The sequence below is a fragment of the Streptomyces sp. ISL-66 genome, assembly GCF_018614135.1.
Classification (GTDB): domain Bacteria; phylum Actinomycetota; class Actinomycetes; order Streptomycetales; family Streptomycetaceae; genus Streptomyces.
Genome location: NZ_JAGGOW010000187.1, coordinates 22620 through 39034, shown reverse-complemented (window position 1 = coordinate 39034; position 16415 = coordinate 22620). Strand labels below are relative to the sequence as shown.

12 protein-coding genes and 1 pseudogene are annotated in these 16415 nt (G+C 73.0%); 8 read left to right on the top strand and 5 right to left on the bottom strand.

Translation table 11 applies throughout. The annotated features are described in order from the left end of the window. The first annotated feature begins 450 nt into the window (after window positions 1-450). The 3 genes from J7E97_RS31490 to J7E97_RS31480 all read left to right on the top strand — a co-directional run bounded on the left by J7E97_RS31490 (window position 451) and on the right by J7E97_RS31480 (window position 4316). Window positions 451-1698, top strand: a complete 1248-nt coding sequence (locus tag J7E97_RS31490) for a hypothetical protein (protein ID WP_251055439.1) — start codon at window positions 451-453, stop codon at window positions 1696-1698. A 208-nt stretch (window positions 1699-1906) separates the two neighbouring features. Then, on the top strand, window positions 1907-2950 hold the full coding sequence (locus J7E97_RS31485; RefSeq protein ID WP_215034381.1) for a WxL protein peptidoglycan domain-containing protein: 1044 nt from the start codon (window positions 1907-1909) through the stop codon (window positions 2948-2950). Window positions 2951-3023: 73 nt separating this feature from the next. Further along, window positions 3024-4316, top strand: coding sequence for a hypothetical protein (locus J7E97_RS31480; protein WP_215034379.1), 1293 nt, complete (start codon window positions 3024-3026; stop codon window positions 4314-4316). Window positions 4317-4506: 190 nt separating this feature from the next. Here J7E97_RS31480 and J7E97_RS31475 read toward each other — a convergent pair whose 3' ends face one another. Genes J7E97_RS31475 through iolC form a run of 4 tightly spaced genes read right to left on the bottom strand, consistent with a single transcriptional unit; the run spans window position 4507 to window position 9839 of the window. Next, entirely contained in the window at window positions 4507-6006 is a 1500-nt protein-coding gene (locus J7E97_RS31475; protein ID WP_215034377.1) for a CoA-acylating methylmalonate-semialdehyde dehydrogenase, read from the bottom strand. An 11-nt stretch (window positions 6007-6017) separates the two neighbouring features. Beyond that, window positions 6018-7946, bottom strand: a complete 1929-nt coding sequence (gene iolD, locus J7E97_RS31470; RefSeq protein WP_215034375.1) for a 3D-(3,5/4)-trihydroxycyclohexane-1,2-dione acylhydrolase (decyclizing) — start codon at window positions 7944-7946, stop codon at window positions 6018-6020. Then, window positions 7943-8821, bottom strand: coding sequence for a 5-deoxy-glucuronate isomerase (gene iolB / locus J7E97_RS31465; RefSeq protein ID WP_251055443.1), 879 nt, complete (start codon window positions 8819-8821; stop codon window positions 7943-7945). The genes iolD and iolB overlap by 4 nt, the downstream gene beginning before the upstream one ends. 7 nt (window positions 8822-8828) lie before the next feature. Continuing rightward, on the bottom strand, window positions 8829-9839 hold the full coding sequence (iolC, locus tag J7E97_RS31460; protein ID WP_215034371.1) for a 5-dehydro-2-deoxygluconokinase: 1011 nt from the start codon (window positions 9837-9839) through the stop codon (window positions 8829-8831). 66 nt (window positions 9840-9905) lie between these two features. Between iolC and J7E97_RS31455 the strand changes: the two genes are divergently transcribed. From J7E97_RS31455 to J7E97_RS31445, 3 genes are all read left to right on the top strand, one after another. Further along, window positions 9906-10820 carry a sugar phosphate isomerase/epimerase gene (locus tag J7E97_RS31455; protein ID WP_215034369.1) on the top strand — a complete coding sequence of 305 codons (915 nt, stop codon included), beginning with the start codon at window positions 9906-9908 and terminating at the stop codon, window positions 10818-10820. A 26-nt stretch (window positions 10821-10846) separates the two neighbouring features. Beyond that, window positions 10847-11863, top strand: a complete 1017-nt coding sequence (locus tag J7E97_RS31450) for a Gfo/Idh/MocA family protein (RefSeq protein ID WP_215034367.1) — start codon at window positions 10847-10849, stop codon at window positions 11861-11863. A gap of 318 nt (window positions 11864-12181) precedes the next feature. Then, window positions 12182-12382, top strand: coding sequence for an AlpA family transcriptional regulator (locus J7E97_RS31445; protein ID WP_215034365.1), 201 nt, complete (start codon window positions 12182-12184; stop codon window positions 12380-12382). Window positions 12383-12459: 77 nt separating this feature from the next. On the opposite strand, the pseudogene J7E97_RS31440 reads toward J7E97_RS31445, so the two are convergent. After that, window positions 12460-13570 (bottom strand): annotated as a pseudogene (locus tag J7E97_RS31440) (cation:proton antiporter). 187 nt (window positions 13571-13757) lie between these two features. Between J7E97_RS31440 and J7E97_RS31435 the strand changes: the two are divergent. Both J7E97_RS31435 and J7E97_RS31430 read left to right on the top strand, forming a co-directional pair. Further along, window positions 13758-13991 carry a heavy-metal-associated domain-containing protein gene (locus J7E97_RS31435; RefSeq protein ID WP_215034363.1) on the top strand — a complete coding sequence of 78 codons (234 nt, stop codon included), beginning with the start codon at window positions 13758-13760 and terminating at the stop codon, window positions 13989-13991. An 87-nt stretch (window positions 13992-14078) separates the two neighbouring features. Further along, on the top strand, window positions 14079-16388 hold the full coding sequence (locus tag J7E97_RS31430; protein ID WP_215034361.1) for a cation-translocating P-type ATPase: 2310 nt from the start codon (window positions 14079-14081) through the stop codon (window positions 16386-16388). The last annotated feature ends 27 nt before the right edge of the window (window positions 16389-16415 follow it).

The window sequence follows — 16415 nt, the reverse complement described above, 5'->3', positions numbered from 1 at the left end:
CCAGGCCCGACCCGACCCGACCCGACCCGGCCCGGCCCAGCTCCGGACCGGCCCGAGCGGGCCCCCCGACGCAGCTCAGAGGCGGGGCACGCGCCTCCGGCGCCTCCACCCGCCCCAACTGCACCGCTCCCACGGCCATACCGCCCGCACGGCCCGCACCCACACCGCCCGCACCGCCATACCGCCCACACCGCCCACACCGCCCACACCGCCCACCGGCCGGTCGGTATCCCGACCACTGCCGCACCCGGCCTGATGGCACATCAATTTCTGTGTGCTTCGGGCGAAAGCAAGTCATTGACTTCTCATCACCGCGACGCCTCAATGTCGGCCACCGCACCGGCTCGGCCTCCCCCACACAGCGGGTGGGGGGAGGGGTTCGTTTGACGAAGGAGTCGCGACCCAGTGAGTACAACGTTTCGACGAAGAGTTCTGGCCGGGGCGGGCGCTTTGTCCCTGGCTCTGACCGGCGCCGTGGTGGGGCTGTCAGGCGCCGCGCAGGCCGCGACCAAGACGACGCCGGTCCAGATGGACTGCGTCGCGCCGCCGCCCCAGGCGGGCGCCTCGGGCATCCAGAACTACACGGTCACACTGCCCGACGGGGCCAAGGCCGGCGACGTGGTTCCGATCACCATCGACCCGGGCGCGAGCCCGGTCATCCCCGGGTTCTCCGTCACGACGGTGAACACCTCCAAGATCACCCTCAAGGTCGGGTCGACCACGCAGACGGTCGTCAGCCCGCCCGAGACGGTCAGCGTGGTCGCCGGACAGCCGCTCGACCCCGCCGCGTTCTCCGGCACCGTCAAGATCCCGGACGGCACCGAGGGGACCACCGTCGGCGTGGCCCTGGACCTGGCGGTGACCGACGCGAACCTCGGTGGCTCCGTCTTCACGACCACCTGCACGCCGAATCCGCGCCCGAGCACCGCGCTCGGCTCGGTAGCCGTCGAGGCCCTGCCCAAGGACCCGATCACCACCAAGCTGACGCCCAACAGCGGCAAGGCGGGCACCGTGGTCACCGTCACGGGCGCCAACTTCCCGGCGGGCCCGGTCACCTGTTCGGCGCTCAAGAACGGCGCCGCCACGGGTGACACCGGTGCCGGTACGGCCACCGCGACCGGCGTCGCGACCTGCGAGATCACCGTCTCCAAGGCCGCGGACGAGGTCAAGATCGACGGCTCGGTCACCCCGTACAAGAGCTTCGTCTTCATCGTCGACCAGCCCGGTGTGCAGAACCCGGTCGACGTCGAGGTCCTGCCCGGCCCGCTGGCCATCGGCCCGCAGGCCGGCAACCCCGCCGTCGACTTCGGCAAGGTCACCATCAACGGCAAGGCCCAGTCGGTCATCGGTCAGTTCACCGCGATGGCCGTCCAGGACTTCCGCGGCGGGACCCTCGGCTGGGACGTCTCGGCGACCCGCACGCCGTTCCTGAACGAGGTCACCGGCCACTCCATGGCCAAGGCGCAGATCGGCATCCAGCCGACGTGCAAGGTGACCAACGCGGACAGCCCGAGCACCTGCTCCGCCGGCGCGCCGGGCGCGATCTCCGAGACCCCCATGAAGATCGCCTCGCAGGCGGCGGCCGGTGAGGATCTGACCGGCGGTGAGTTCGAGATCGGCGGCGCCGGAATGATCCAGCTCCCGGCGTTTATGTTCGCGGACACCTACCGGTCCGTCGTCACCTTCTCGATCGCCTGACCCCTACGGCCCCGCTCCAACCCGGGTGGTGCGGCGCTCCGGCGCCGCACCACCCTTCGGCGCTTCCCGTCACCGCCCGCGTCCCCCGCCCGCCTCCCCCGCCCGTCCCCCGCCCGCCTCCCCCGCCCGTCCCCCACACCCTGCGTCGCCACCGACTTCCCCACACCCTGCTCCCCACCCCCGTCCGCCGCCGACTGGAGAACCGCCCATGCGCACCCGCACCCGCCGCACCCGCTCCTCCCTCTACGGACTGCTCGTCACCCTCCTCCTGCTGGGTACGGGCCTGCTCCCCGCGGCCACCGCGACGGCCGCGGACAACGGCACCTGGGGCGTGTTCCCGACGCCGCCCGCCGGTACGGCGATGACCGACCGCGCGTACTTCTTCCACCAGGGCGAGGCCGGCACCACCGTCAACGACAGCGCGACGATTCTGAACTCCTCCGACAAGGAGCTGACGTTCCGGATATTCGCCACCGACGCCGTGAACACCCCGGCGGGCGGTGCCTTCGCGCTGCTGCCGGTCGAGACGAAGCCCAAGGACGTGGGCACCTGGGTCGCGCTGCCGCCCGAGACGAACACCACCGTCACCGTGCCGCCCAAGGGCCGCAAGGACGTCCCGTTCTCCGTGAAGGTCCCGGCGGACGCGACGCCCGGCGACCACGTGGGCGGGATCGTCGCCCTCAACACCGAGGTGGAGGGCGTTCAGCAGGAGGGCACGGTCCAGGTGGGGGTCAAGCGCCAGGTGGGCGCCCGGCTCTACTTCCGGGTGCCGGGGCCGGTGACCCCGGGGCTGAGCGTCGAGGACGTGCGGGTCAGCCGGACGGCGCCGCTGCTGCCCTGGGTGAAGGACGCCCGCGCGAAGATCTCGTACTCCCTGGTCAACCGGGGCAACGTGGTGGTCGAACCGAAGGTGACGGTCACCGCCGAGGGCCTGTTCGGCCGCCGGGTGCTGGACCGCCCGGCGCGCGAGCTGAAGCTCGTGCTGCTTCCGGGCCAGCGCGTCGAGCTGACCGAGGACTGGGCGGACGCGCCGCAGTCGGACTGGGTCACCGTGGACATCACCGCCGGCGCTTCGGCCCATCCCGACCTCGTCTCCTCCTCCACCGCGGACTTCCTCGCCGTGCCGTGGCCCGCGCTGGGCGCCCTGCTGGTGCTGGCGGGTGCCGGGATCACCGTGTGGGTGCTGCGTCGGCGCCGCCGGACGGCGACCGAACAGCCGGAGGAGGCACGGGACTTGGCTGAAGCGCGCTGACCGGTGAAGGTGTCCTCAGGTGACGGCGTCCGGCCATCGCCGGGTAGGCGAAGGCGCCGGGGAGGCACCACCGATGGCACGACAGCACGGCGAAGAGGAGACCGGCCGGCCGCCGCACGGGGAGGACCGGACGGGCCGGCCGGAGGGCCCCGCCGCCCGCGGGGCAGAGCTGCTCACGCTCGTCGAGCGGACGCTGGGCACCGGGACCGCCGCCCACGTCCCGGGCGACGGCTGGATCCGGCTGACGCTCCCGCTCGACGACGGCGGCCCGGCCCCGGTCACGGTGGACGTGGTCGCGGACACCCTGCGGGCGCCGCGCGGGATCGCCTACCTCCTGCCGGGCGGCGGACTGAACTTCCACGCCGACTTCTTCACCACGGGCACCACGAACACCACGGGCACCAGCGGCACCACGGCTGCCGCGGGCGCCGCGAACGCCACCGGCACCGCCGGTCCCACCCCCGAGGCCCTCGCCCACCGGCTGCGCCGCGCGGGACTGCTCGTCGTCGGCGTCACCCCGCGCGAGGACGCCGCGTCGGCGGCCGACATCGGCCCCGATCGGGGACTCGCCGCGCACCGCCGGGACCTCGCCGCCGTCGTGGCGGCGCTGGACGGCGTACTCGCACTGCCGTACCAGTACCTCGGCCACTCCGCCGGCGGCGCCCTCGCGCTGGACGCGGCCGCGCACGACGCTTCGCCGCGCCTGACCCGGGTGGTGGTCCTGGACACGACCGGGCCCTACTCCGGCGACCTGGCCGTGCGCGCCGCCCAGACCCTGGAGGCGTACGAGGCCCAGCTCGCGCGGGGGGAGCACGCGGCGGCCCCGGGCCTGGCGGCCCTGATCGCCCGCGCCGTGAGCGACCCGGCGGGCCCCTCCCCGGTCCCCTGGCCGCCGGACCCGGAGCTGCGCTTCACTCATGCCGGGCTCGCCCATTTCGCGCTGGTCCGCACGTCCCTGCTGCCCGGCCCGGCGAACTGGATCTACGTCCGGGGCCACAGTGCGGGCTCGTACACCTTCGGGGCGACCCCGGCCGAGGACTCCTTCAGCCTCACCCACACCCCGCTCGCCACCTGGCACACGGCCACCGCCGCCCTGGGCAGCGGGCTGGTCCCGACCGCCCTGATGCGGGACCTGGCCGCGATCTGGGCGGGCGACGAGGAGACGTACGCGATCGACTGGGAGCGGATCGGCGCCGAAGTGGTCTGGATCAACACCGAGCTGGGCCGCGGCGACCACTCGCGCGGCCCCCGGCTGATCCGCGCGGGTGGCAACCAGCGGGTCGGCTTCACCGTCGTCCCGGACTACGGCCACGGTGACGTGGTCTGGTCGGCGACCGCCGCGGCGGACGTCTGGCCGCTGCTCTGACCTCCGGCCGGGCGACAACGGGCTCGCCCCCCGCGGTGAGGGTTGCGGGGGGCGAGCGGTCCGACGACGAGCGGCCCAACAGCCTGGCGGTCCAACAGCCTGGCGGTCCGACCGTCGGCGGTCGACAGCCGGCGGTCGGACAATCAGCGGTCCAACAAGCCGGCGCTCCAACCGCGCGCGGCCTACGGCGTCAGTGGTTGCGCGGGAAGCCGAGGTCCACGCCGGCCGGGGCGTCCGAGGGGTCGGGCCAGCGGGTCGTGATGACCTTGCCCCGGGTGTAGAAGTGGATGCCGTCGTTGCCGTAGATGTGGTGGTCTCCGAAGAGGGAGTCCTTCCAGCCGCCGAAGGAGTGGTAGCCCACCGGCACCGGGATCGGCACGTTGACGCCGACCATGCCCGCCTCGACCTCGAGCTGGAAGCGGCGGGCGGCGCCGCCGTCGCGGGTGAAGATGGCGGTTCCGTTGCCGAACGGCGAGGCGTTGATGAGCGCCACGCCCTCCTCGTAGGTCTCGGTGCGCAGCACGCACAGCACCGGCCCGAAGATCTCGTCGCGGTAGGCGTCCGAGTCGGTCTTGACGCGGTCGAGGAGCGACAGGCCGATCCAGTGGCCGTTCTCGTTGCCCTCCACCGTGTAGCCGGTGCCGTCCAGGACCACGTCCGCGCCCTGGGCGGCGGCGCCCTTCACGTACGAGGCGACCTTGTCGCGGTGGGCGGCGGTGATCAGCGGGCCCATCTCGGAGGTCGGGTCGTTGCCGGGGCCGATCTTGATCTTCTCGGCGCGCTCGCGGATCTTCTCGACGAGCGTGTCGGCGATGGAGCCCACCGCGACCACGGCGGAGATGGCCATGCAGCGTTCGCCGGCCGAGCCGTAGGCGGCCGAGACCGCCGCGTCGGCGGCCGCGTCGAGGTCGGCGTCGGGCAGCACCAGCATGTGGTTCTTGGCGCCGCCCAGGGCCTGGACGCGCTTGCCGTTGGCGGAGGCGGTGGTGTGGATGTGGCGGGCGATCGGGGTCGAGCCGACGAACGACACGGCCGCGACGTCGGGGTGCGAGAGGAGCGCGTCGACGGCGACCTTGTCGCCGTGGACCACGTTCAGCACGCCCGCCGGCAGACCGGCCTCGCTCGCCAGCCGCGCCAGCAGCGTGGAGGCCGACGGGTCCTTCTCGCTCGGCTTGAGGATGAAGGTGTTGCCGCAGGCCACGGCCAGCGGGAACATCCACATCGGCACCATCGCCGGGAAGTTGAACGGGGTGATGCCCGCGACCACGCCGATCGGCTGGCGGATCGAGGAGACGTCCACGTTGCTGGAGACGGACGTCGACAGCTCGCCCTTGAGCTGCACGGTGATCCCGCAGGCCAGCTCGACGATCTCGAGACCGCGGGCGACCTCGCCCAGCGCGTCCGAGTGCACCTTGCCGTGCTCGGCGGTGATCAGCTCGGCGATGGCGTCACGGTTGGCGTCCAGCAGGGCGCGGTAGGCGAACAGCACCTTGGTGCGGGCGGCCAGCGAGGACTGGCCCCAGGACAGGAACGCCTCCTTGGCGACCCGTACGGCCGCGTCGACCTCGGCGGCCGACGCGAGGGCGACCTGCGTGGTGACCTCGCCCGTCGCGGGGTCGGTGACCGGGCCGTAGTTGCCCGACGCGCCCTCGACGGTCTTGCCACCGATCCAGTGGTTGACGGTCTTCATGCCTTGCTCCTTCACAGATGGCGACGTCGCTGCGCGGCTTGCCGGTCGTACTCTTCGCGGGCCCGGGCCGCCGACGCACGGGTCGCGGTCTCGGCCACAGGAACATCCCACCACGCCTGTGCCGGGGGTGGGCCCGACACAGTGTCGGGTGTTCGGGTCTGTGCGTAGACACATGTGGGGCGGTCCGCCATCCGCGCCTCGGCGAGGGCTTTCCGCAGGTCACCCACGGTGCGGGTGCGGATCACGGCCATCCCGAGCGAGGCGGCGTTCGCCGCGAGATCCACCGGAAGGGGGTCCCCGGTGTACGAGCCGTCGGGCGCCCGGAAGCGGTACGCGGTCCCGAACCCCTCACCGCCCACCGCCCCCGACAGGCCGCCGATCGAGGCGTAGCCGTGGTTGTCGAGGATGACCACCTTGACCGGGATCCGCTCCTGGACGGCGGTGACGATCTCGGTCGGGTTCATCAGGTACGTGCCGTCGCCGACCAGTGCCCACACGGGGCGGCCGGGCGCGGCCAGCGCCACCCCGATCGCGGCGGGGATCTCGTAGCCCATGCAGGAGTAGCCGTACTCCACGTGGTACTGGTCCGGGGATCCGGCCCGCCAGAGCTTGTGCAGGTCCCCGGGGAGCGAGCCGGCGGCGTTGATCAGCACGTCGGTGCCGTCCACGAGGCCGTCGAGCAGGCCGAGCACCTGTGCCTGGGTGGGGACGGCATCCTCGTCGGGAGCCGCGTAGGCCCGGTCCACCAGCCGCTCCCATCCTCTTTTCCTCTCTTTGTACGCCGACTCGTACCCGGGGTCCACGCGGTACCCGCACACCGCGTCCCGGAGGTCTTCCAGGCCCACGCGCGCATCGCAGACCAGCGGGTGGGCGGCGAGCTTGTGGGCGTCGTACGGGTCGAGGTTGAGCCCGAGGAACCGCACGCCCGGGGCGCTGAACAGGGTCGCGGAGGCGGTGGTGAAATCCGTCAGCCGGGTCCCTACGGCGATCACCAGATCGGCCTCCCGGGCCAGCGCGTCGGCGGTGGCCGTGCCGGTGTGGCCGATTCCGCCCACGTCGGCGGGGTGGTCCCAGGTCAGCGCCCCCTTGCCCGCCTGGGTGGAGGCGACCGGGATCCCGGTGTCCTGCGCGAACCGCGCCAGCGCCTCCTGCGCCGCGCTGTGCCGGATCCCGCCGCCCGCGATGACCAGCGGCCGCGCGGAGCCGCGTACGGTCTCGGCGGCGCGCGCGAGCTCCGTACGGTCGGGGCGGGGCCGGCGGACGCCCCACACGCGCTCGGCGAAGAACTCCTCCGGCCAGTCGTACGCCTCGGCCTGCACGTCCTGGGGCAGCGCGAGCGTGACGGCGCCGGTCTGGACGGGGTCGGTGAGGACCCGCATGGCGTGGAGGGCGGCGGGGATCAGGGCCTCGGGGCGGGTGATCCGGTCGAAGTAGCGGGATACGGGGCGCAGGGTGTCGTTGACGGACACGTCACCCGCGTAGGGGACTTCGAGCTGCTGGAGCACGGGGTCGGCGGGGCGGGTGGCGAAGGTGTCCCCGGGCAGCAGGAGCACGGGGATCCGGTTGACGGTGGCGAGCGCGGCCCCCGTGACGAGGTTGGTGGCCCCCGGCCCGATGGAGGTGGTGACGGCGTGCGCGGACAGCCTCCCGCTCTGCCGGGCGTACCCGACGGCGGCGTGCACCATGGCCTGCTCGTTGCGGCCCTGCAGGAACGGCATCGCGTCCTGTCCGGTCTCCAGCAGCGCCTGCCCGATCCCGGCCACGTTCCCGTGCCCGAAGATCCCCCAGGTGGCGGCGATGAGCCGGTGGCGCTGACCGTCGCGCTCGGTGTACTGCCGGCTGAGGAACCGGACGAGGGCCTGCGCGACCGTGAGCCGGATCGCGGTCCCGGGCCCGGTCGCGGTCCCGGCCTCGTTCCCGGTCGGGGTCCGGATCGTCATGCGGGGTCCTCCGCGCGGTAGAAGGGGAGCCGGGGGTCGACGTCCCGGCCGGACCAGGTGGAGCGGATCCAGCCGTGATCGGGGTGATCGCGGATGAGCCACTCCCGGGTCTCGTCGGGCCCCGCCATGACGTTGAGGTAGTACATGTCGTGTCCGGGCGCGGCGATGGACGGACCGTGCCAGCCGTCGGGGATGAGCACGGCGTCCCCGGTCCTCACCTCGGTGAGGATGTCGGTCTTCCCGCCCGGGGAGGGGCTCACACGCTGGTATCCGAGTCCGGGCGTGTCCCCGTGGCCGCGGATCTCGTAGTAGTAGATCTCCTCCAGCCGGGATTCCTCGCCGGGCCGGTGCTCGTCGTGCTTGTGGGGCGGGTACGAGGACCAGTTCCCGCCCGGCGTGAGCACCTCGACGGCGATGAGCCGGTCGCACGCGAAGGCTTCGGCGGCGGCGAAGTTGTTGACCTGCCGCGAGCAGGACCCGGCGCCCCGCAGTTCCACCGGAACCTCCCGGGCGGGCCCGTACCGCGCGGGGAGCCTGCGCTCGCACCGCGCCCCGACGAGCGCGAACCGTCCGCCGGTGACGGAGGTGATCTCCGCGCCGCCGTCGCGGGGCAGGTAGGCGAAGTCGGTGACCGCGTCGAACACCGCGCGGCGCCCCCGCAGTTCGAAGACCGGCGGTCCGCCGTCGGCGCCGTGGCCCGGGCCACGGGCCCCGATCGTCCGCCGGGCCGGATCCGCCCGGCCGGGGAGCGGCTCGGCGCAGCGGACCTCGCAGCCTCCGGCCAGCGGAAGCACGATCCACTCCGCGTCCCCGCACGCGTGCGCGTACGCCTCGCCCGGTTCGAGGTCCAGCACCCTCAGCCGCGTGAAGGCCATCTCCGCCTCAGACACCACCGGCACGGTCCAGCACCTCCTCCACCTCGTGCGCGAACGGCATCGCCGTCGAACAGGCCAGCCGCGAGGCCACGATCGCCCCGGCCGCGTTCGCGTAGCGGATCACCCGCTCCAACTCCCACCCGGCGAGGAGCCCGTGGCACAGGGCCCCGCCGAACGCGTCCCCCGCGCCCAGCCCGTTGACCACCGTCACCGGCACGGGCGCGGCCTCCACCGCCGTCCCGTCGCGGTGGAGCGCGAGCACCCCCTCCGGGCCCCGTTTCACCACCGCCAGCTCCACTCCGGCCGCGAGCAGCGCCCGGGCCGCCGCGTGCGGTTCGCTCTCGCCGGTGGCGACCGCGCACTCCTCGGCGTTCCCGACGGCCACCGTCGCGAGACCGAGGGCCCGCCGGTACCACTCGCCGGGCCCGGAATCCCCGCCGGCGCCCCCGGCCCCGCCCGCGCCGCCGGCCCCGTCCCCGGAAGGCCACAGCATCGGCCGCCAGTCCAGGTCGAAGACGGTGATCCCGGCCTTGCCCCGTGCCTCCAGCGCGCCCAGCGTCGCCGTCCGGCTCGGCTCCGCGCTGAGCCCCGTACCCGTCATCCAGAACACCCGGGCCGCACGCACCGCGTCGAGGTCCACCTCGTCCGCGCCGATCTCCAGGTCCGGGGCCTTCGGGTAGCGGTAGAAGTACAGCGGGAAGTGGTCCGGCGGGAAGATCTCGCAGAAGGTGACCGGCGTCGGAAGGGCCGCCACCTCCCCGGCCCAGCGGTCGTCCACGCCGAAGCCGCGCAGCTCCGAGCGGAGGTACTCCCCGAAGGGATCCGCGCCGGTCCGCGTGATCACCGCCGTCCGCCGCCCCAGCCGCGCCGCCGCGACCGCGACGTTGGTCGGGGACCCGCCCAGGAACTTCCCGAAGGTGTCCGCCTCCGCGAGCGGTACGCCGGTCTTCAGGGGGTAGAGATCCACCCCGATCCGTCCCATCGTGATCAGGTCGAACGCCAACGGATCCGTACTCATCACCACACCATTCCTCCCGACCGAGTGCTCCCCGTCCCCCAGAGCGTCGCACTTTAAGGTGGCCGCATGACGTCCTCACCGCCCGCGTTGACCCGTATCCGCATCGGTTCGGCTCCGGACTCCTGGGGGGTCTGGTTCCCCGATGACCCCCGGCAGACCCCGTGGGAGAGGTTCCTCGACGAGGTCGCCGACGCCGGGTACGAGTGGATCGAACTGGGGCCCTACGGATACCTGCCCACCGATCCCGTCCGGCTCGCCGCCGAGGTCGCCGAGCGCGGCCTGCGGGTTTCCGCGGGAACCGTCTTCACCGGACTCCATCACGGGCCCGCCGTGTGGGAGGACACCTGGGAGCACGTGTCGCGGATCGCGGAGCTCACCCGGGCCGTGGGCGCGGCGCACCTCGTGGTCATCCCGTCCTTCTGGCGGGACGACAAGACGGGCGAGGTGCTGGAGGACCGCACCCTGACGCCCGACGGCTGGCGCGAACTGACCACGCAGACCGAGCGGCTGGGACGGTGGGTCCGGGACGAGTACGGGCTGCGGATCGTGGTCCACCCGCATGCCGACACGCACATCGACACCCCGGACAACGTGGCCCGGTTCCTCGACGCCACCGACCCCGAGCTGGTCTCGCTCTGCCTCGACACGGGGCACTACGCGTACTGCGGCGGCGACAGCGTCCGGGCCATCGAGACCTTCGCCGAGCGGATCGGCTACCTCCACCTCAAGCAGGTGGACCCGCGGATCCTCGCCGAAGTCATCGCGGAGCAAGTGCCGTTCGGGCCTGCGGTGGCCCGTGGCGTGATGTGCGAGCCACCCGCCGGGGTGCCCGCGCTGGAGCCGGTGCTGGCGGCCGCGCAGCGGCTCGGCGTGGACCTGTTCGCCATCGTGGAGCAGGACATGTACCCGTGCCCGCCCGACCAGCCGTTGCCGATCGCCCGCCGCACCCGCGCCTACCTGCGCTCCTGCGGCGCCCGCTGACCGAACCCCTCGTGGAGGAAACCGACATGACCAGCACGCTCGGCATCGCCGTCATCGGCACCGGGAAGATGGGAGCCGACCACGTCCGCCGCTTCGGGCGGAGCGTCGGCGGGGCCCGGGTGGTGGCCGTGGCCGACCCGGACGGGGACCGGGTCAAGGAGGTCGCGGGCGCCCTGGAGGGCGTGAGCGCGCACACCGATCCGGCGGCCGCGATAGCCGCGCCCGGGGTGGACGCCGTACTGATCGCCTCGCCGGGACCCGCCCACGAGGAGGCGATCCTGCACGCGCTGGCACGGCGGTTGCCGGTGCTCTGCGAGAAGCCGCTGACCCCGGATCCGGTGGGCGGACTGCGGATCATGGAGGCGGAGGCGCGGCTCGGCCGCAGACTCGTCCAGGTCGGTTTCATGCGGCGTTACGACACCGAGTACGTGCGGCTCAAGGAGCTGCTCGACACCGGCGGCATCGGGCGGCCGCTCTTCCTGCACTGCCGGCACCGCAACGCCGCCTCGCCGTCCTTCTTCACCAGCGACATGCTGATCAGCGATTCGGCGGTGCACGAGGTGGACGCGGCCCGCTGGCTGCTCGGCCAGGAGATCACCGCGGTCACCGTGCTCTCCCCCACCTCCACCTCCGCCGCCCCCGAGGGACTGCGCGATCCCCGGCTGGTCCTCCTGGAGACCTCCGGCGGGGCCGTCGTGGACGTGGAGGTCTTCGTCAACTGCGGTGTCGGCTACCAGGTGCAGTGCGAGGCGGTCGGCGAGGCGGGCAGCGCCCGGATCGGCGACGGCCACGCGATGGTCGTCCAGTCCGCGGGCCGCTGGGGCGGGGAGATCGACCAGGACTTCACGGTGCGGTTCGCCGACGCCTACGACCGCCAACTGCGCGGGTGGGTCGCCGCGGCCGCGCGGGGCCGGGTGGACGGGCCCGACGCGTGGGACGGCTATGCGGCGTCCGCCGTCTCCGAGGCGGGCCTGGCCGCGGCGCGCAGCGGCGTACGGACCCTGGTGGAGCAGGTGCGGCGCCCGGCCCTCTACGACCGCTGACCGGGTCCGCCGCCCCCTCCCGCGCACCCGCCCGCCCGTTCCCACCCTGCCCAACCCCTGTGCTACATGCGGCATATGTGGTGCACATGCCGCATGCGCTCTACGTGGCGGATGTTCCGTGTGTGTCACAGGGGTCACCCTCGTGTCACGCATATCCCCGTTACGCGGGTTTTCCGTCACAGCCGTTCGACAGGCCCTCCCCTCCCCTCACCCAGCGTCGTTCTCCGGGCACAACCTGAGTGATCGTCAGTGTCCACGCGCCGGCTCCCTCGACGGCCTCCCGGCCGGCCCTGCGGCGTGGACAAGGAGGTGTCGAGGATGAGCGACCGGCAGCTGTGGTCGTACAAGGAGATCGCCGCCCACATCCGGGTCCAGCCGGACACCGTGCGTTCCTACCGCAAGCACGGGCTGCTGCCCGCGCCCGACCACGTGGAGGGCGGGAAGCCCTACTGGTACGCGGACACCGTCCGCACCTGGGTGGCCCGGCGTCCCGGCAACCGGGGACGCCGCGAGGACTGAGCCCGACCGCCGGACCCGGACGGGACCTTCCCCCGGTCCCGTCCGCAAGGGCGCCCCCACCCGCGCCCACCCGATGTTCACCACGCCTCCTGCCCCTCACTGACCCCCGCCCCGGATCCCCGCCCCCCGGACTCCGGCCGGCCCGCACCGGCCGCACCCGCACCGGGTCCCGCACCCCGACCGGGTCCCGCACCCGCACCCGCACCCGCCCGCAGTCGCAGCCCCACCAGCGGAAACACCAGTACGGAGACCATCGCGGCCCCGACCAGCGCCGCCGCCTCCCCCGACCCGACCTTGCCGTCCTGCACGCCCAGCGTGGTGATCGCCACCACCAGGGGCAGCGCCGTGGAGCCGAACAGCGCCAGCGCCGACCGGTCCCGCCGCGCCAGGTCCCGGGGGGCCAGCAGCCACATGGGCAGCCCGCGCACGATGAGGAACAGCACCAGGAACACCGGCAGCAACAGCAGGACCCGCCCGCCCCCGAGCAGCGCGCCGAGGTCGAACTCGATCCCGGTGACCACGAAGAACAGCGGCACCAGGAACCCGAAGCCCATGGCCTCCACCTTCGACAGCACGGCCTCGCTGCTCTCCGGCGCGGCCCCGTGCAGCACCAGCCGGATGATCAGCCCCGCGGCGAAGGCGCCGAGCAGCACGTCGAGGCCGAGCACCTCGGCCAGCGCCAGGAACGCCACGAGCACCAGCACCACCAGCCGCACCGCGAACTGACCGCTGGTGTGCAGGGTCCGGGCGATGACCCGGGAGAACCAGGGCGGCTTGGGCCGCAGCGCCCAGAACACCGCCGAGGGCCGTACTGGTGAGCGCGGTGCCGATGTAGACGCCCTTGTCGAACCCGCCGCCGTGGGCCAGGAGCACCCCGACTCCGAGGCCGAGCGCGAGGGCGATCAGCCAGGCCCGGACCGACCGTTTGAGGGTGTCGCCCTTGACCCGGTCGAACTGGATCTCGTAGCCGGCCAGGAAGATCAGCATGGCGAGGCCGAGCTCGCTGAGCACGTCGATCACCTCGCCGGTGTGCGCCCAGCCGAGGACGTCCGGCCCGACCAGGACACCCAGCGCGATCTCGAAGATCACCAGCGGTACGGGCAGCCGCCGCGAGATCCCGTACGCGAGCACGGGGGCGAGAACCGCGATCGCCATGATCAGGATGAGAGTGATCCCCGAATGCTCCATACGTGCCATTTACATACGATTCATATCGATTGTGATGGAGCGACGCGCGGCCGCAGCCGCGGCAAAAGATCTCGGCGGATGCTCGCATCTATACCCCCTAGGGGTATAGTCTTCGAGCGTAGGGAGGAACGGTGGAGGGATCCGCCGGCTCCCGTCGCCCGGAAACGCCCTTGAAGAGGAGAACGACATGAGCGCCGACACGGACACCCAGATCACCACCGTCTACCGGGTGACCGGCATGACCTGCGGCCACTGCGAGGGCGCGGTGACCGCCGAGCTCTCCGGCCTGGCGGGCGTCAGCTCGGTCAAGGCCGTCGCCGCGACCGGCGAGGTCACCGTGGTCTCGGCCGCCCCGCTCGCCGAGGCCGACGTCCGCGCCGCCGTGGACGAGGCCGGGTACGAGCTCGCCGGCCAGGCCTGAGCACTCACTTCGGCAGTACCCCGCCGGGCCGTACCGGCCAGCTCATACTGGTTCCGTACGGCCCGGCCTTCCCCCTGGAGCCGGATCATGAGCAGCAGCACCGTGCACGACGGACCCATAGCGGCGGCAGCCGACCCCGCCGAGGTCGAGCTGACCATCGGCGGTATGACCTGCGCCTCCTGCGCGGCCCGCATCGAGAAGAAGCTGAACCGCATGGACGGGGTCAGCGCCTCGGTGAACTACGCCACCGAGAAGGCCAAGGTCTCCTACGGCGGCGGCGTAGGGGTCGCCGACCTCATCGCGACCGTGGTCAAGACCGGCTACACCGCCGAGGAGCCCCCGCCGCCGGAGCCCGAGCCGGAGCCCTCGTCCGAACCCGGACCGGGAGCAGGGCCGCAGGAGGTACGGGACCCCGAGTTGGCCGCGCTGCGCCAGCGCCTGCTGGTCTCCTGCACGCTCGCCCTGCCCGTCGTCCTGCTCGCGATGGTCCCGGCACTCCAGTTCGACAACTGGCAGTGGCTCTCGCTCACCCTCGCGGCCCCCGTCGTCGTCTGGGGCGCCTTGCCGTTCCACAAGGCCGCCTGGACCAACGCCCGGCACGGCGCCGCCACCATGGACACCCTGGTCTCGGTCGGCACCCTGGCCGCCTTCGCCTGGTCGCTGTGGGCCCTGTTCTTCGGCCACGCCGGGATGCCCGGCATGCGGCACGGCTTCGACCTCTTCACCGTTCAGGGGGGCAGCGTCTCCCGTACGGACGGCTCCTCGGCGATCTACCTGGAAGTGGCCGCCGGAGTCGTCAGCTTCATCCTGCTCGGCCGGTACCTGGAGGCCCGCTCCAAGCGGAAGGCCGGCGCGGCCCTGAAGGCCCTGATGCGGCTCGGCGCCAAGGACGTGGCCGTCCTGCGCGCGGGAGTCGAGGTGCGCGTTCCCGTGAGCGCGCTCGCCGTGGGCGACCGGTTCGTCGTGCGGCCCGGCGAGAAGATCGCCACCGACGGCACCGTCGTCGAAGGCAGCTCCGCCGTGGACGCCTCCATGCTGACCGGCGAGTCCGTCCCGGTCGAGGTCGCCGTCGGCGACTCCGTCACCGGCGCCACCGTCAACGCGTCGGGCCGCCTGGTCGTCGAGGCCACCCGCATCGGCTCGGACACCCAACTCGCCCGGATGGCCAAGCTCGTCGAGGACGCCCAGAACGGCAAGGCCGAGGTTCAGCGCCTCGCCGACCGGATCTCCGGGATCTTCGTACCGATCGTGCTCGTCCTGGCCCTGGGCACCTGGGTCGCCTGGCTGCTGATCACCGACAACCCGACGGCCGCCTTCACCGCCGCCGTGGCCGTCCTGATCATCGCCTGCCCCTGCGCGCTGGGCCTGGCCACCCCGACCGCGCTGATGGTCGGCACCGGGCGGGGCGCCCAGCTCGGGATCCTGATCAAGGGCCCCGAGGTCCTGGAGTCCACCCGCCGCGTGGACACCGTCGTCCTGGACAAGACCGGCACCGTCACCACCGGCCGGATGACCCTGGCCGGCGTCCACCCCGCCGAAGGCGTGGAGGAGAGCCAACTGCTGCGCCTGGCCGGTTCGCTGGAGCACGCCTCCGAGCACCCGATCGCCCGCGCCATCGCCACGGGCGCCGCCGAGAGGGCCGGTCAACTGCCCGTCCCGGAAGGGTTCGAGAACGTCGCCGGCCTCGGCGTACAGGGCGTGGTCGACGGACACGCCGTTCTGGTGGGCCGCCAGAAGCTGCTGGCCGACTGGTCGATCGCCCTCCCGGCCGCCCTCGCCGAGGCCAAGGCCGCCGCCGAGGCCGCAGGCTCCACCGCCGTCCTGGTGGCCTGGGACGGGGAGGCCCGCGGGGTGCTGACCGTGGCCGACGCGGTCAAGGCGACCAGCGCCGAGGCCGTGTCCCGGCTGCGGGCCCTGGGGCTCACTCCCGTCCTGCTGACCGGGGACAACAAGGCCGTCGCCGAGACCGTGGCCCGCGAGGTGGGCATCGACGAGGTCATCGCCGAGGTCCTCCCCGAGGACAAGGTCGACGTCGTACGCCGGCTTCAGGCCGAGGGCCGTACGGTCGCCATGGTCGGCGACGGGGTCAACGACGCGGCCGCGCTCGCCCAGGCCGACCTGGGCCTGGCCATGGGCACCGGCACCGACGCGGCGATCGAGGCGAGCGATCTGACCCTCGTACGGGGCGACTTGCGGGTGGCGGCGGACGCGATCCGGCTCTCCCGCCGGACGCTGGCCACCATCAAGGGCAACTTGTTCTGGGCCTTCGGCTACAACGTGGCGGCGCTGCCGCTGGCGGCCGCCGGACTGCTCAACCCGATGATCGCGGGCGCCGCGATGGCCTTCTCCTCGGTCTTCGTGGTGACCAACAGCCTGCGGCTGCGCTCCTTCCGCTAGTGCCCGGCCTTCGCGTCTCGCACACAC

What these genes read in the sequence shown, in the direction of transcription:
- iolC (WP_215034371.1), bottom strand. Translation starts at nt 9,839, where the DNA reads ATGAGTACGGATCCGTTGGCGTTCGACCTGATCACGATGGGACGGATC.
- J7E97_RS31475 (WP_215034377.1), bottom strand. Translation starts at nt 6,006, where the DNA reads ATGAAGACCGTCAACCACTGGATCGGTGGCAAGACCGTCGAGGGCGCG.
- J7E97_RS31435 (WP_215034363.1), top strand. Translation starts at nt 13,758, where the DNA reads ATGAGCGCCGACACGGACACCCAGATCACCACCGTCTACCGGGTGACC.
- J7E97_RS31480 (WP_215034379.1), top strand. Translation starts at nt 3,024, where the DNA reads ATGGCACGACAGCACGGCGAAGAGGAGACCGGCCGGCCGCCGCACGGG.
- J7E97_RS31450 (WP_215034367.1), top strand. Translation starts at nt 10,847, where the DNA reads ATGACCAGCACGCTCGGCATCGCCGTCATCGGCACCGGGAAGATGGGA.
- J7E97_RS31485 (WP_215034381.1), top strand. Translation starts at nt 1,907, where the DNA reads ATGCGCACCCGCACCCGCCGCACCCGCTCCTCCCTCTACGGACTGCTC.
- iolD (WP_215034375.1), bottom strand. Translation starts at nt 7,946, where the DNA reads ATGACGATCCGGACCCCGACCGGGAACGAGGCCGGGACCGCGACCGGG.
- J7E97_RS31455 (WP_215034369.1), top strand. Translation starts at nt 9,906, where the DNA reads ATGACGTCCTCACCGCCCGCGTTGACCCGTATCCGCATCGGTTCGGCT.
- J7E97_RS31445 (WP_215034365.1), top strand. Translation starts at nt 12,182, where the DNA reads ATGAGCGACCGGCAGCTGTGGTCGTACAAGGAGATCGCCGCCCACATC.
- J7E97_RS31430 (WP_215034361.1), top strand. Translation starts at nt 14,079, where the DNA reads ATGAGCAGCAGCACCGTGCACGACGGACCCATAGCGGCGGCAGCCGAC.
- iolB (WP_251055443.1), bottom strand. Translation starts at nt 8,821, where the DNA reads ATGGCCTTCACGCGGCTGAGGGTGCTGGACCTCGAACCGGGCGAGGCG.